General features: G+C 62.3%; 13 protein-coding genes and 3 pseudogenes. 9 read left to right on the top strand and 7 right to left on the bottom strand.

Annotation, left to right across the window (positions count from 1 at the left end; genetic code table 11):
- Positions 1–26 precede the first annotated feature (26 nt).
- The 8 genes and pseudogenes from livM to AC0L15_RS20140 all read left to right on the top strand — a co-directional run.
- Positions 27–1,520: pseudogene (gene livM / locus AC0L15_RS20175) on the top strand (high-affinity branched-chain amino acid ABC transporter permease LivM); the annotation flags it as partial.
- Positions 1,520–2,674, top strand: coding sequence for an ABC transporter ATP-binding protein (locus AC0L15_RS20170; RefSeq protein WP_287247037.1), 1,155 nt, complete (start codon positions 1,520–1,522; stop codon positions 2,672–2,674). The pseudogene livM and the gene AC0L15_RS20170, both read left to right, overlap by 1 nt.
- Positions 2,671–3,402, top strand: a complete 732-nt coding sequence (locus tag AC0L15_RS20165) for an ABC transporter ATP-binding protein (protein WP_287247038.1) — start codon at positions 2,671–2,673, stop codon at positions 3,400–3,402. Before AC0L15_RS20170 ends, AC0L15_RS20165 begins: the two co-directional genes overlap by 4 nt.
- A gap of 17 nt (positions 3,403–3,419) precedes the next feature.
- The gene (locus tag AC0L15_RS20160) at positions 3,420–3,767 is read left to right on the top strand and encodes a DUF6867 family protein (RefSeq protein ID WP_128181498.1); all 348 of its coding nucleotides are present in this window, start codon (positions 3,420–3,422) and stop codon (positions 3,765–3,767) included.
- 139 nt (positions 3,768–3,906) lie between these two features.
- Positions 3,907–5,025, top strand: coding sequence for a branched-chain amino acid ABC transporter substrate-binding protein (locus AC0L15_RS20155; RefSeq protein ID WP_473496847.1), 1,119 nt, complete (start codon positions 3,907–3,909; stop codon positions 5,023–5,025).
- A 239-nt stretch (positions 5,026–5,264) separates the two neighbouring features.
- Complete coding sequence (gene pyc, locus AC0L15_RS20150) at positions 5,265–8,723, top strand: pyruvate carboxylase (RefSeq protein WP_473496845.1); 3,459 nt, start codon at positions 5,265–5,267, stop codon at positions 8,721–8,723.
- Between the two features lie 160 nt (positions 8,724–8,883).
- Complete coding sequence (locus AC0L15_RS20145) at positions 8,884–9,144, top strand: DUF2312 domain-containing protein (protein ID WP_023800031.1); 261 nt, start codon at positions 8,884–8,886, stop codon at positions 9,142–9,144.
- Between the two features lie 48 nt (positions 9,145–9,192).
- Positions 9,193–9,648 (top strand): hypothetical protein, encoded by a 456-nt coding sequence (locus tag AC0L15_RS20140; protein WP_473496843.1) that lies wholly within the window; start codon positions 9,193–9,195, stop codon positions 9,646–9,648.
- Between the two features lie 22 nt (positions 9,649–9,670).
- On the opposite strand, the gene AC0L15_RS20135 is transcribed toward AC0L15_RS20140, so the two are convergent.
- Positions 9,671–10,180, bottom strand: coding sequence for an arsenate reductase ArsC (locus AC0L15_RS20135; RefSeq protein WP_287247042.1), 510 nt, complete (start codon positions 10,178–10,180; stop codon positions 9,671–9,673).
- A gap of 217 nt (positions 10,181–10,397) precedes the next feature.
- Here AC0L15_RS20135 and AC0L15_RS20130 point away from each other — a divergent pair, with 217 nt between their 5' ends.
- Positions 10,398–10,742 (top strand): hypothetical protein, encoded by a 345-nt coding sequence (locus AC0L15_RS20130; RefSeq protein WP_287247043.1) that lies wholly within the window; start codon positions 10,398–10,400, stop codon positions 10,740–10,742.
- 60 nt (positions 10,743–10,802) lie between these two features.
- Here AC0L15_RS20130 and msrB read toward each other — a convergent pair whose 3' ends face one another.
- From msrB to AC0L15_RS20100, 6 genes and pseudogenes are all read right to left on the bottom strand, one after another.
- Positions 10,803–11,207 (bottom strand): peptide-methionine (R)-S-oxide reductase MsrB, encoded by a 405-nt coding sequence (msrB, locus tag AC0L15_RS20125; RefSeq protein WP_287063285.1) that lies wholly within the window; start codon positions 11,205–11,207, stop codon positions 10,803–10,805.
- 108 nt (positions 11,208–11,315) lie between these two features.
- Complete coding sequence (locus AC0L15_RS20120) at positions 11,316–12,137, bottom strand: MBL fold metallo-hydrolase (RefSeq protein WP_287247044.1); 822 nt, start codon at positions 12,135–12,137, stop codon at positions 11,316–11,318.
- Positions 12,138–13,326, bottom strand: a pseudogene (locus tag AC0L15_RS20115) (vWA domain-containing protein).
- Positions 13,327–13,336: 10 nt separating this feature from the next.
- Positions 13,337–13,459: pseudogene (locus tag AC0L15_RS20110) on the bottom strand (type II toxin-antitoxin system HicB family antitoxin); the annotation flags it as partial.
- 132 nt (positions 13,460–13,591) lie between these two features.
- Positions 13,592–14,038: a GNAT family N-acetyltransferase gene (locus AC0L15_RS20105; protein ID WP_287247045.1), complete on the bottom strand. Its 447-nt coding sequence runs from the start codon at positions 14,036–14,038 to the stop codon at positions 13,592–13,594.
- A gap of 176 nt (positions 14,039–14,214) precedes the next feature.
- On the bottom strand, positions 14,215–15,054 hold the full coding sequence (locus AC0L15_RS20100; RefSeq protein ID WP_287247046.1) for an AAA family ATPase: 840 nt from the start codon (positions 15,052–15,054) through the stop codon (positions 14,215–14,217).
- Positions 15,055–15,192 lie beyond the last annotated feature (138 nt).

Below are 15,192 nucleotides of genomic sequence, written 5' to 3'. Positions count from 1 at the left end.
CCGGCGCCATCGCGCTCGGCCTGTTCGTGCTGTTCATCGGCCTGAGGACCGATCAGAACATCTCCAACGAGCTGATCCTTGTACAGCGCTGGTGGCTTCTTGCAGTCGTGGTCGTGCTGACCATGGCCGGCCGTTTTCTCTATGTCGCCTACGGACAGCCTTTCCTGGCAAATCAGAAGATCGTCGACGTCGCCACCGGCCTGCTGCCGCAGAGCATGGCGGCGCGGTTCTTCCGCTTGCCGTATTTCATCGCCGCCATCGTCACAGTGGCCGTGCTGGCTTTCCTTGCCGGCTCCCTTGACGGATTGCTGGGGCCCGGCCTGGCCGGTTATGCACGGTTCCTGAGAGCGCTGGCGACCATCTACGCCCTGGCCTCGGTGATGTTTTATTTCCGAACCTTCATCCATGCCCATTTCTCGGCATTGGGCATAACCGCACTGGCGCTCTACCCGATCATCGTTGTGCTGGTGCTTGCTCTGTACGGAGGATCGGTGGCCGCCGGGTTCCAGGGTTCTCTGAAATGGGTCGACAATTACGGCATTCAGATCCTGATCTATGTCATGCTGGCCTGGGGGCTGAACATCGTCGTTGGCCTCGCCGGCCTGCTCGACCTTGGTTATGTCGCCTTCTATGCCGTCGGCGCCTATGCCTATGCGCTGCTCGGCACGCAATACGGCCTGTCGTTCTGGATCCTGCTGCCTGCCGCCGGCGCCATGGCCGCCTTCTGGGGGGTGCTGCTGGGCTTTCCGGTGCTGCGCCTGCGCGGCGACTACCTGGCGATCGTGACGCTGGCCTTCGGCGAGATCATTCGTCTCGTGCTGATCAATTGGCGTGAGGTTACCAACGGCTCGGCCGGTATCTCCGGCATTCCCAAGGTCACGTTTTTCGGGCTGATGTCGTTCAACGTCTCGGATCCGAACTATATCGCCAAGGTCTTGGACATCGCCACGTCGAGCGCTTATTACAAGATCTTCCTCTACTACCTGATCCTCGGGCTCTGCCTGCTCACCGCCTTCGTCACCATAAGGCTTAGGCGCATGCCCGTCGGCCGCGCCTGGGAAGCGCTGCGCGAGGACGAGATCGCCTGCCGCTCACTCGGCATCAACACCACCACCACCAAGCTCACCGCCTTTGCCACCGGCGCCATGTTCGGCGGCTTCGCCGGCTCGTTCTTCGCCGCGCGGCAAGGTTTCGTCAGCCCCGAATCCTTCATCTTCCTGGAATCGGCCATCATCCTCGCCATCGTCGTGCTTGGCGGCATGGGTTCGCTGGTCGGCATCGCCGTCGCCGCCATGGTGATGATCGGTGGCACCGAGGTGCTGCGCGAGCTCGATTTCCTGAAGCAGGTCTTCGGTCCCGACTTCACGCCGGAACTCTACCGCATGCTGCTGTTCGGCATGGCCATGGTCATCGTCATGCTGTGGAAGCCGCGCGGCTTCGTCGGCAGTCGTGAACCGACAGCCTTTCTCAAGGAGAGCAGGGCTGTGTCCGGCTCCTTCACCAAGGAGGGCCACGGCTGATGAGCGATGCGAGCCCATCCGTGAACGATGCCATCCTGCAGGTCGATCATCTGTCGATGAAATTCGGCGGTCTGGTCGCCATCGGCGACCTGTCCTTCCAGGCCAGGCGCGGCGAGATCACCGCGCTGATCGGGCCGAACGGCGCCGGCAAGACCACCGTGTTCAATTGCATCACCGGCTTCTACAAGCCGTCTGAGGGCATGCTCACGCTCAACCGGCGCGACGGCTCGAGCTATCTGCTCGAACGGCTGCCGAACCATGAGATTCCGGCGCGAGCCAAGGTGGCGCGGACCTTCCAAAACATTCGTCTGTTCTCGGGCATGACGCTGCTGGAGAACCTGCTGGTGGCGCAGCACAACAAGCTGATGAAGGCGTCCGGCTACACTATCCTCGGCCTGTTTGGCTTCAGCGGCTACCGGACGGCGTCGGCCGAGTCGATCGACCTCGCCAGGCACTGGCTGGAAAAGGCCGACCTCGTCGATCGAGCCGACGATCCGGCCGGCGACTTGCCCTACGGCGCGCAGCGGCGCCTGGAGATCGCGCGGGCCATGTGCACGGGTCCGGAACTGCTCTGCCTCGACGAACCGGCGGCCGGGCTCAATCCGAAAGAATCAATGGCGCTCAACGCGCTCCTTATGGACATCAAGGACAACACCGGCACCTCCATCCTGCTGATCGAGCACGACATGGCGGTGGTCATGCAGATTTCCGACCATGTCGTGGTGCTCGAATACGGGCGCAAGATCTCGGACGGCAGTCCGCATGCGGTGCGCACCGACCCGCGTGTCATCGCCGCCTATCTCGGCGTTGAAGACGAGGACGTCGAGACGGTGCTGATCGAGGTCGGCGACGAAGACGTCATCGAGCAACTCGACACCGGCCCGGATTCGACCCACGCTCCGGACTCGTCGTCCTCGTATTTCGCCGGACCGGTGATCGACACCGTCGGACACAGCGAGGGCGAACGCGTCACGGTGTCGAAGGGCGCGTCGAAAGCCGGGCAGGTCGATGCAAGGTCGGGCGCGGCGGCAAGGCCCGCATCGCCGGCCGAAGCCAAGCCGACGGAGAAACCTTCCGCGACAAAGCCGGCCGCCAAGGCTCCGGCAAAGCCCAAGACACCGGGCGACTCCAACCGGGGCGGAGGGAATGAATGACGGCCGGCACAACGCTGCTCGACATCAAGGGCGTCCAGACCTACTACGGCAACATCAGGGCGCTGAACGGCGTCGATGTCACCGTCAAGCAGGGCGAGATCGTGGCGCTGATCGGCGCCAATGGCGCCGGCAAGTCGACGCTGATGATGACCATTTTTGGTGCACCACGGGCGCGGGCGGGCACCATTACCTTCGCCGGCACTGACATCACCCAGTTGCCGACCCATGAGATCGCGCGCATGCGCATCGCCCAGTCGCCGGAGGGCCGGCGCATCTTCCCGCGCATGACGGTGATGGAAAACCTGCAGATGGGCGCCAGCCTCGACAACCTCAAGCACTACGACGAGGACGTCGAGAAGGTGTTCACGCTGTTTCCACGCCTGAAGGAACGCATTGCCCAGCGCGGCGGCACGCTGTCGGGCGGCGAGCAGCAGATGCTTTCGATCGGACGTGCGCTGATGGCGCGGCCGAAACTGCTCTTGCTCGACGAGCCGTCGCTGGGCCTGGCGCCGCTGATCGTCAAGCAGATCTTCGACGCCATCCGCGAATTGAACCGCACGCAGGGGCTGACCGTGTTCCTGGTCGAGCAGAACGCCTTCGGCGCGCTGAAGCTCGCCACGCGCGGCTATGTCATGGTCAACGGCAACGTGACGATGAGCGGCACCGGCAAGGAGCTGCTCGCCGATCCGGACGTGCGCGCCGCCTATCTCGAAGGCGGCCATCACTGAGTTCAGGAGTCTTCATCATGCAGGGCATTCTCTACGAGGAACCCTCGGTCTGGCAGTTCTTCTTCGTCACCTGCCTGCTTGGCGGCTGGGCGGCATGGATGACGGGCAAGGCCTGCGCCCAGACATGGCGCAGTTTCCTCCAGCTGTTCGCCTATATGCTCTGCCTCGGCATCGCCGTAAGGTTCATCCATCACGCGCTGTTCGGCGGCACGATGTTCTCGCTGCACTACTACATCGTCGACACCATCGTCCTGATGATATTGGGCTTCATTGGCTATCAATACACGCGCACCAACCAGATGGTGACACAGTATAGCTGGCTCTACGAAAGAGCATCGCTTTTGAGTTGGAAACCAAAAGGTTGACGTTCATCATTAACGCCGTTTCGGGGATGAATCGGCGTGACAAGTGCCTGAAAATCGGCAAAGTACGCTTTCTGCGAGTAAAAGTGGGCATCGCATGAAAGCATCATCCACGCCCACTCTGTAAATGGGAGCGTTTTACATGAGAAAATCAATTTTGTCCGCCGTCGCCCTGACCGCGCTCGTCGCGTTCAGCGGAAGCGCGTGGGCTGACGTCCTGATCGGAGTTGCCGGTCCGATCACCGGCCCGAATGCCGCCTTCGGCGCGCAGCTGCAGAAGGGCGCCGAACAGGCTGTCGCAGACATCAATGCGGCCGGCGGCATCAACGGCGAGCAGGTCAAGCTCACGGTCGGCGACGACGTCTCCGATCCGAAGCAGGGCATTTCGGTCGCCAACAAGTTCGTCGGCGACGGCGTCAAGTTCGTGGTCGGCCACTTCAACTCCGGCGTTTCGATCCCGGCATCGGAAGTCTACGCGGAGAACGGTATCCTCGAGATCACGCCGGCCGCGACCAACCCGCAGTTCACCGAGCGCGGCCTGTGGAACACGTTCCGTACCTGCGGACGCGACGACCAGCAGGGCAGCATCGCCGGCGCCTATCTCGCGGAGAACTTCAAGGATGCCAAGATCGCGGTCGTCCACGACAAGACGACCTATGGTCAGGGCCTTGCCGACGAGACCAAGAAGGCGATGAACGCTGCTGGCGTGACGGAAGTCATGTATGAAGGCGTCAATATCGGCGACAAGGACTTCTCGGCGTTGATCGCCAAGATGAAACAAGCCGGCGTTTCCATCATCTATTGGGGTGGTCTGCACACCGAAGCCGGACTGATCATCCGCCAGGTGGCTGACCAGGGCCTCAAGGCCACGCTGGTTTCCGGCGACGGCATCGTGTCGAACGAACTGGCCTCAATCGCCGGTGACGCGGTTGCGGGCACGCTGAACACGTTCGGCCCGGATCCTCGTCTGATCCCGGCGAACAAGGAACTGGTCGAGAAGTTCCGTGCGCAGGGCTTCGAGCCGGAGGCCTACACGCTTTATTCCTACGCCGCCATGCAGGCGATCGTGGGAGCCGCCACAGCCGCCAAGTCGAACGATCCGATGGAAGTTGCCAAGGCTCTCAAGGCCAATGGCCCGTTCAAGACCGTGCTGGGCGATCTTTCCTACGACGAGAAAGGCGATCCGACGCTGCCTGGCTACGTCATGTACGAATGGAAGAAGGGCGACGACGGCAAATACACCTACGTCCAGAAGATGTAAGCCTGCCGACGACGACAATTTCGGAATGCCCGGCGCCTCGCGCCGGGCATTTTTTATGTATGCCGTTTTACCTTTCCTCGGGGCACCCTTTGCGCATTCGAGGGAACGCGCGGCGCTCTACCCAATGAGCGGATTTAAATCGGTTTAATCGCCGTCACCCGATTTTGTTTGCGCTGCAGCATTTTCGCGTTAATCATGGCGCAGTTCCCCTTCCGTCGACAGCGTCCGGAGCCTTGTCCTTGGCAATCACGAAGATCCTTGTCGCCAACCGGTCCGAAATCGCCATCCGCGTCTTCCGCGCGGCCAACGAACTCGGCCTCAAAACCGTGGCGATCTGGGCCGAGGAGGACAAGTACTCGCTGCACCGCTTCAAGGCGGATGAAAGCTATCAGGTCGGGCGCGGGCCGCATCTGACCAGGGATATGGGGCCGATCGAAAGCTATCTGTCGATCGAGGAAGTGATCCGCGTCGCCAGGCTTTCCGGCGCCGATGCCATCCATCCGGGCTATGGGCTGTTGTCGGAAAGCCCTGAATTCGCCGAAGCCTGCGTCAAGGCGGGCATTATCTTCATTGGACCTAAGCCGGATACGATGCGCAGGCTCGGCAACAAGGTCGCCGCACGCAACCTGGCGATCGAGGTCGGCGTGCCGGTAATTCCCGCCACCGATCCGTTGCCGGACGACATCGAGACGGTGAAGGCGCTCGCCAGGACGATCGGCTATCCGGTGATGCTGAAGGCGTCGTGGGGCGGCGGCGGCCGCGGCATGCGCGCCATCCGCTCGGAAGCCGATCTCGCCCGCGAGGTGACGGAGGGCAAGCGCGAAGCGAAAGCTGCCTTCGGCAAGGACGAGGTCTATCTCGAAAAGCTGATCGAGCGCGCCCGCCATGTCGAGGTGCAGGTGCTGGGCGACACACACGGCAACGCCGTGCACCTGTTCGAGCGCGATTGCTCGATCCAGCGCCGCAACCAGAAGGTGGTCGAGCGCGCGCCGGCACCCTATCTCGAAATGTCGCAGCGCGAAGAGCTTTGCGGCTACGCGCTCAAGATCGCGCGCGAGACGAGCTATATCGGCGCCGGCACGGTCGAGTTCCTGCAGGATGCCGACACCGGCACATTCTACTTCATCGAAGTCAATCCGCGCATCCAGGTCGAGCACACCGTCACCGAGCAGGTGACCGGCATCGACATCGTCAAGGCGCAGATTCATATCCTCGATGGCTTTGCCATCGGCGCGGCGGAATCGGGCGTGCCGGCGCAGACGGATATCAGGCTCAACGGCCACGCGCTGCAGTGCCGCATCACCACGGAAGATCCCGAGCATAATTTCATCCCCGACTATGGTCGCATCACCGCCTATCGCGGCGCCACCGGTTTCGGCATCCGCCTCGATGGCGGCACCGCCTATTCGGGCGCGGTCATCACTCGCTTTTACGATCCGCTGCTGGAGAAGGTGACGGCCTGGGCTCCGACGCCGGCCGAGACCATCGCCCGCATGAACCGGGCGCTGCGCGAGTTTCGTATTCGCGGTGTGGCGACCAACCTCACCTTCCTCGAGGCGATCATCAATCACCCGAGTTTCGCCGAAAATTCCTATACGACCAAGTTCATCGATACGACACCGGAACTGTTCGCGAGCGTGAAGCGGCAGGATCGCGCGACCAAGCTGCTCAACTACCTGGCCGATGTCAGCGTCAACGGCCATCCCGAAACCCGCGGTCGGCCGCAGCCTAAGGCCGATGCGGCGGCACCCATGGTGCCCTACCTCAACGGCAATGTGCCCGATGGCAGCAAGCAGAAGCTCGACGCGCTTGGGCCGGAGAAATTCGCGGCCTGGATGCGCGCACGCAAAGAAGTGCTGGTCACCGACACGACGATGCGCGACGGACACCAATCCCTGCTGGCGACGCGCGTGCGCACCTATGACATCGCCGGCATTGCCGGCACCTATGCACGCGCGCTGCCGCAGCTTTTGTCGCTCGAATGCTGGGGCGGGGCGACCTTCGACGTCGCCATGCGCTTTCTCACCGAAGACCCGTGGGAGCGGCTGTCGCTGGTGCGCGAGGCAGCGCCCAATCTGTTGCTGCAGATGCTTTTGCGCGGCGCCAACGGCGTCGGCTACACCAACTATCCGGACAATGTCGTCCAGCATTTCGTCAAACAGGCAGCAAGCGGCGGCGTCGACCTGTTCCGCGTCTTTGACTGTTTGAACTGGGTCGACAACATGCGCGTCGCCATGGACGCGGTCGGCGCCGAAGGCAAGCTGATCGAAGCAGCGATCTGTTACACCGGCGACATACTCGACCCGGCCCGAGCCAAGTACGACCTCAAATATTACGTCGCGCTGGCCAGGGAGTTGCAGGCGGCCGGCGCCCATATCATCGCGGTCAAGGACATGGCCGGGCTCTTGAAGCCGAATGCCGCCCGCGCACTATTCAAGGCGCTGCGCGAGGCGACCGACCTGCCGATCCACTTTCACACGCACGACACGTCAGGCCTGTCGGCGGCGACGGTGCTGGCGGCGGTGGACAGCGGTGTCGACGCAATCGACGCGGCTATGGATGCCCTGTCCGGCAACACCTCGCAGCCTTGCCTGGGCTCGATCGTCGAGGCGCTGAAGGGCACCGAGCGGGATCCGGGCCTCGACCCGCAATGGATCAGGAACATCTCGTTCTACTGGGAGGCGGTGCGCAACCAGTATGCTGCCTTCGAAAGCGACCTGAAGGGGCCGGCCTCGGAAGTCTATTTGCACGAAATGCCGGGTGGGCAGTTCACCAACCTCAAGGAGCAGGCGCGCTCGCTCGGGCTGGAGACGCGCTGGCACGAAGTGGCGCAGACCTATCACGACGTCAATCTGATGTTCGGTGACATCGTCAAGGTGACGCCGTCGTCCAAGGTCGTCGGCGACATGGCGCTGATGATGGTGAGCCAGGACCTGGCGGTTGCCGATGTCGAAAATCCGGCCAGGGATATCGCCTTCCCCGACTCGGTCGTGTCGATGCTGCGCGGCGACCTCGGCCAGTCGCCGGGCGGCTGGCCGGAGGCACTGCAGAAGAAGGTGCTGAAAGGCGACAAACCGATCACCGTGCGGCCCGGTTCGCTGCTGAAAGCAGCCAATCTCAAGGCCAGCCGCAAGGAGATCGAAGACAAGCTCGAGCGCAAGCTCAGCGAATTCGAATTCGCCTCGTGGCTGATGTACCCGAAGGTCTTCTCCGACTTTACCGCAGCGCAGGAAACGTATGGGCCGGTCAGCGTGCTGCCGACGCCGACCTATTTCTACGGCATGAAGCCGGAGGACGAGATCTTTGTCGACATCGAGAAGGGCAAGACGCTGGTGGTGCGCTGCCTGGCCATCGGCGATGTCGACGAGAAGGGCATGGTCACCGTGTTCTTCGAGCTCAACGGCCAGCCGCGCCGGATCAAAGTGCCGGATCGGGCGCATGGCGCTTCCGCCGCCAAGGCGCGGCGCAAGGCTGAGCCGGGCAACGAGGCGCATGTCGGCGCACCGATGCCGGGCATCGTCTCGGCGCTCGCCGTTGCCGCCGGCCAGGCGGTCAAGGCCGGCGACGTGCTTTTGTCCATCGAGGCGATGAAGATGGAGACGGCATTGCATGCCGAGCGCGACGGCACAATCGCCGAAGTGCTGGTCAAAGCCGGCGATCAGATCGACGCCAAGGATTTGCTGATCGCCTTCGGATGAGACAGAAATGTTGCCCAGGCAGAGTAGTCTGTGTCTGGCGGCAGCCCTTCATGCCGCATCGATAACAGCTTGACCGGTCGGCTCCGGTCGGGCATCGAACCGCTGCAAATTCGCCGCGACGGTTCGTGAGTCGCGGCATGGAAAACGACGCGGAGAAAAAATGGCCGACGACATCACCGAGACCAGCCAGACTGTTGCCGCCGGCCAGCTGCGAGCCTTCATCGAGCGCATCGAGCGGCTCGAGGAAGAGAAGAAGACGATCGCCGACGACATCAAGGAAGTGTTCGCCGAGGCCAAGGGCACCGGCTTCGACACCAAGGCGATGCGGTCGATCATCCGGCTGCGCAAGAAGGATCAGGCTGAGCGGCAAGAGGAGGAAACCATCCTCGATCTCTACAAAGCCGCACTCGGCATGGTGTAAGGCTGGTAACAGCCCTGGGCGCCGGTTGCGCCCGCAACGGGTCGAACCATGAGCGAATTCGACTTTGGCGGCCGCCGCGCCTCGGAGTTCCGCCAACGCGGCTTCTGGACGCTGTTCGCGGAACGGCATCCGGAAGAAAGGCCTCTGATGGCAGGGCGCGGACCCTGGTTCTGGCAGCGCGGGCTGCCCGACTTCGCATTGGTCCTTTCCATGTATGTCGCGCCGGCGCAGAACCATGTCGGCGTCTTCTTCGGCCGCAACCAGAAGTTCGGTGCCACGCAAGCCTGGTTGCGGTTGAAGCCGTTCCAGCCGGCAATCGAAGACAGGTTGAAGCTCAGGCCGGAACAGAGCTGCGAGGGCCTCGGCATCAATTCGCTGTGGCGCGTGAACTGTTTTGCCGAGGACAATTGGCCGGCCATGGCCGACTGGCTGGTGACGGAAGCGTCGCGTTTCGAGCGCGCCGTTGCCGAGGTGCTGGCCGATGGTGGCGAAGCCGGACCGTGAATTCGCGTCGCAGTGGCTTGAGTTAGTTCGGCTTCGTCGTGTCGCGGCCAATCCGATCGAGATGCTGTTGCAGCGCCAGATGGTCGAGCGCATCCACCCGCAGATTGGTGAACAGCGAGATGCGGTTGTTGAGCATGCGATAGGCATCGGCAAAGGCCAGATGCAGTTCGGCTTCGGTGCCGTCTGCCTTGGCTGGGTCCGGTATCGACCAGAGCGCGGTCATCGGATGACCCGGCCAGATCGGACAGGATTCATTCGCGGTGCTGTCGCAAAGCGTGAAGATGAAATTCATTTCGGGCGCGTCAGGCTCGGCAAACTCGTCCCAGCCTTTCGAACGGGCGAAGCTCGTATCGTAGCCGAGGCTTTCGAGCAGTTGCAGTGCGTAGGGATTGACCTCGCCCTTCGGTTGCGAACCGGCGGAAAACGCCTTGAACCTGCCGCCACCGATCCGGCTGAGGATGGCTTCCGACATGATCGATCGCGCCGAATTGGCGTTGCAAAGAAACAGCACGTTGTAGACATTATCGCTCATCTCAAGACCTCCCCTGGCAGGCGACTGGATGATGGGGGCGGCAGAGTCCGGCAAGGTGTCTTTGCCGAGACGCCGACAAGGGCGACGTAGAAAGGTTGCACGACCGTTTGATGACAATTTGTCAAATCATACGCTTGCGTGCCGATGATCGATTTGCGTTGACAGGCTTGCTGCTTTGGAAATCTCTGCGGCTGTCGAATGAGAGAAAGCCGTATCGATGAGTGCGCCGGAGACTTTCGAAGGCGAAGACGGCAAGGCAGGCCGTGCGGCGGGTTTCTTCCGCTCGCGCTGGCAAGGCACGGCCCCGCTAGACCGGCTGTTCTGGCGCGATCTTGTCCTTGTCGGCACGGCGATCAACATCGCCGTGTCGGTGCTGGCGCTGATCCTGCTCGGGCTGAAGCTGCCGCTCGCTCTCGTTCTGGCGGTGCATTTCGCGCCGGTGCCGTACAATTTCTTCCTGACTTTTGCGGTGTGGCGGACCGCCGAGAAAACCGGCGGCGTCAAGGCTTCGCTGATGATGCTGGGGGCTGTGCTGTGGCTGATACTGGTGGTGGTGATCTGACGAAACAGTGCTGCCGGCAAAGGCCGGCGGAAGCCGTCCTTTGACAAAGTTGCATTCCAGTCAGGCAGCCGGCTCGAATTTCAGCGCGACCCCGTTGATGCAATAGCGCAGCCCAGTCGGCGGCGGGCCGTCCTCGAAGACGTGGCCGAGATGGCTGCCGCAGCGGGCGCAGTGGCATTCGGTGCGGACCATGCCGTAGCTGCGGTCGACGGTCGTCTCGACCGAACCGGGCACCGGATCGTTGAAGCTTGGCCAGCCGGTGCCGCTCTCGAACTTCAGCTTGGATTCGAACAAGGGCTGGTCGCAGCCGACGCAGGAAAAAGTGCCGGCGCGCTTCTCGTGGAGCAGGGCGCAACTGCCCGGCCGCTCGGTGCCGTGACTGCGCATCACCGCATATTGCTCCGGCGTCAGCCGGGCGCGCCATTCGGCATCTGTTCGGGTAACAGGGTAGGTGTGACTATCCATCTTTGCCTCTTAGCTCATGCTGCTATTGGGCTGCTTTCCCAAGTTCGCCTAAAATAGGCATTTGTTACGGCGTTTGCCCGTATTTCCAATCCTGCCGCGAAGAATTCCTTAGGCGATCGCTGCCAGATACCGCGCAACAGATCTTGCAAATGCGGTCTTTGCATCGCCGATGACGTTCTGGTTCCACCATGCGCCATAGATATGGTCGAACGCGAAAGGCTCCAGTGCCGACGCGATGCGGAGTACCTTCGGCGCATTGAGCGGGATGTAGTTCGGGTAGCTGTACATGAAGCTGACATCGCGGCGGGTCGGCGTCACCTGCAAGATGTCGCCGGCCAGGATGGCGTCGCCGCCGTCGCGCTTCCAGTGCAGCACCTGGCCACCGGCAAAGTGACCGCCGCAACGGACGAGTGTCAGCGAGGGGTTGAGGGCGCGCGTCTCGCCCGGCCAACTGACAACAGCCGGATGCGGCCGCATGATCCACTTGCGGTCATCGGCATGCAGATAGATCGGCACGCCGCCAAACGCCTCGCTCCACTCGACCATCGCCGAATAATAATGGCAGTGCGAAATGGCGATCGCGGCCAGGCCGCCTCGTCGGTTGATTTCGGCCACCGCCTCGTCGCTGACCATAGAGATGCAGTCCCACAGCACATTGCCGTGCGGCGTCTGTGCCAGCAACGCCCGCTGACCGATGGCGAAGCGCGGCTCGATGCCGAAGGCGAGCACGCCGGCGTCGTCCTTCATCACGATCCGATGCCCGGCGGCGAGCTCTTGCGGCGTGATCCAGGCCTGGCCCTCCCAGCGCACATATTGCCGCTCGTCCTCGCAGATCGGGCAATGTTGCGGCGGCGTCGCTGCCGCCGCGAACTGGACGCCACATTGCAGGCAGAGGAAACAGGTCGGCCGTCCTGTTTTGCGTGAATCCATTCAGTGCTTCCTTGAAAGCTGCTTCGTCGCGGCCTCGAGCCCGGCGAGCGTCAGCGGAAACATGCGGCCGCCAAAGATGTCGCGGATCATGGCGGTCGAATGGGTAAAACCCCAGTGCTTTTCGCTTTCGGGGTTGAGCCATACCGCGTTCGGCCATTGCTGCAACAGACGGCCGAGCCAGACGACGCCGGCCTCCGGATTCCAGTGCTCGACCGAGCCGCCGGGATGCGCAATCTCATAGGGGCTCATCGAGGCATCGCCGACGACGATCACCTTGTAGTCCGGACCGTATTTGTGGAGCAGGTCGAAAGTCGAAATCACCTCCGCATGGCGGCGGCGATTGTCCTTCCACACGCCCTCGTAGAGGCAGTTGTGGAAGTAAAAATATTCGAGCTGGCGGAATTCGGCGCGGGCGGCCGAAAACAACTCCTCGACGCTTCTGATGTGATCGTCCATCGAGCCGCCGACATCGAAGAACATCAGCAGCTTCACGGCATTGCGCCGCTCGGGCCGTGTCTGCACGTCGAGATAGCCATGCTCGGCGGTGGCGTGGATGGTGCCGGGCAGGTCGAACTCCTCCTCGGCGCCTTCGCGCACCCAGCGGCGCAAGCGCTTCAGCGCGATCTTGATATTGCGGTGCCGAGCTCGACGGCATCGTCGAAATTCCTGAACTCGCGCTTGTCCCAGACTTTCACCGCACGGCGGTTGTGGCTCTCGTGCTGGCCGATGCGAACGCCTTCGGGATTGTAGCCATAGGCGCCGAAGGGTGAGGTGCCGCCGGTGCCGATCCATTTCGACCCGCCCTGATGGCGGCCCTTCTGTTCCTTCAGCCGCTTTTTGAGCGTTTCCATCAGCTTTTCGAAACCGCCCAGCGCCTCGACCAGCTTTTCTCCTCATCGGTCAGGTGCTTTTCGGCAAGCCGCCGCAGCCATTCCTCCGGAATGTTCTCGACGTCGACCGGGTTGTCGCCAGCCAGCGCTTCGACACCCCTAAAGATGTGCGAAAAGACCTGGTCAAAACGGTCGATGTGGCGCTCGTCCTTCACCAGTGCCGAGCGGGCGAGATAGTAAAAACCCTCGACGTCATAGTCGACCAGCCCCGCCGCCAGCCCTTCCAGCAGCGACAGAAATTCCCGGAGCGAGACCGGAACCCGCGCAGCCTTCAGTTCGAGGAAGAAGGGGATGAACATCGTCCGACTTCTATCTGTGCCCTTCGATCTTCTCGCGAGCGGCGCTGGCGATGAAGGCGGAACGCGTGAGGCCGCGTCGGCTCGCTTCGGCATCGATTGCCGCCAAGAGACCTGCGTCGAGCGACAGACTTGCGCCACCGCCGTGACATCCGGTTGATCGGGGACCCCCACTCCCCAGACATCATCTGCGCCGTCAAGAATTCCGACATAGTGCGTCATCATTCCTCCTTAAATCCATCCGGCAAGCCGGGCGATCGACCGTTCATCACATCAGATCATACTCGATGAAGCCGGTCCGCCGTGCCACGTGGTCGTAGAGTTTGCGCGCGGTGGTGTTGGTCTCGTGCGTCATCCAGTAGACGTTCTTGACGCCGATCTTGCCGGCTTCCTGCTTGACCGCTTCGATCAGGGCGGCGCCGACGCCTTTGCCGCGCACATCCGGGTCGGCGAACAGGTCCTGCAGATAGCAGTTGTTTTTTTCTGACCAGCAGGAGCGATGGTAGAGATAGTGCGTCAGGCCGACCGCCTTACCGCCGATCGTGGCGATGAACCCTTTTGGTTCGAACTCACCCGCCGTGAACAGGCGCTTCCAGGTGACGGCGTAGACGTCTTCCGGCAGCTTGGTTTCGTAGAAGGTGAGGTAAGCAGTCCACAGACGCCGCCAGTCGGCGTGGTCGGATTGTGCCAGTGGGCGGACGGTGATCTCGGTCATTTCATTTCCTTCCGAAGCTTCGGGCCCAGGCTGCCCCGGTGCCCGGCCGGCGGCAACGGTCCAGCAAAGGGAAAGCGCTGTCCGATCCGCATGCCCGGCCCTGCGCTATGGCTTCGGGCGTTCGTCGCTCGCAAAGCCAATCGTTGGCTTTTCGTCGGCCTTTGGCTGACCGCTCCTCACCCCTGCCTTCTCGCCATGAAAGCCAGCCGCTCGAACAGATGCACGTCCTGTTCGTTCTTCAACAGCGCGCCGTGCAGCTTGGGCAGTGCGTTTTTCGGGTCGCCGCGCAAATCCTCGGGCGCGATATCGTCGGTCACGAGCAGGCGGATCCAGTCCAGTGCCTCGGAGGTCGACGGCTTCTTCTTCAGGCCCGGCACGTCGCGGATCTCGTAAAACTGGGTGAGTGCGGCGCGCACCAGGTTCTGCTTGATGCTGGGATAGTGCACGTCGACGATCCGATGCAGCGTCTCGACGTCGGGAAAGCGGATATAGTGGAAGAAGCAGCGGCGCAGGAAGGCGTCCGGCAGTTCCTTCTCGTTGTTGGAGGTGATGATGACGATCGGGCGCACGGCAGCGCGGATCGTTTCGCCGGTCTCGTAGACGAAGAACTCCATTCGATCGAGTTCCTGCAGCAAATCGTTGGGGAACTCGATGTCAGCCTTGTCGATCTCATCGATCAGAAGCACGACCTTCTTGGCCGTCGCGAAGGCATCCCACAGCTTGCCACGCTTGATATAATTGCTGATGTCGTTGAAGCGCTCGTCGCCGAGTTGGCTGTCGCGCAGCCGCGACACGGCGTCATACTCGTAGAGGCCCTGCTGCGCCCTTGTCGTCGACTTGACATGCCATTCGATCAGCTCGAGGCCGAGCGCGGCCGCCACTTGCCTGGCCAGTTCGGTCTTGCCGGTGCCGGGCTCGCCCTTGACCAGCAATGGCCGCTCCAGCGCGATCGCCGCAGTGACCGCCACCATCAGATCCTTGTCGGCGACATAGGCCGCCGTGCCTTCGAAACGCATTTTTGCTCCTCGGTTTTCATGGCAACCGTAAGGAGACAGCCCAGCCCATGCAAGGCGCAGCGGCGAGGGCGCGGTGAACCCATGTGCCGCGCAGCTCCCAGGCAGGACCTTGCGACGAATAAAGCCGCCGAACATGGC

The organism is Mesorhizobium sp. WSM4846 (genome assembly GCF_055811415.1).
Note: the sequence above shows the minus strand (reverse complement) of the source record. Positions and strands in the feature narration are given on the sequence as shown.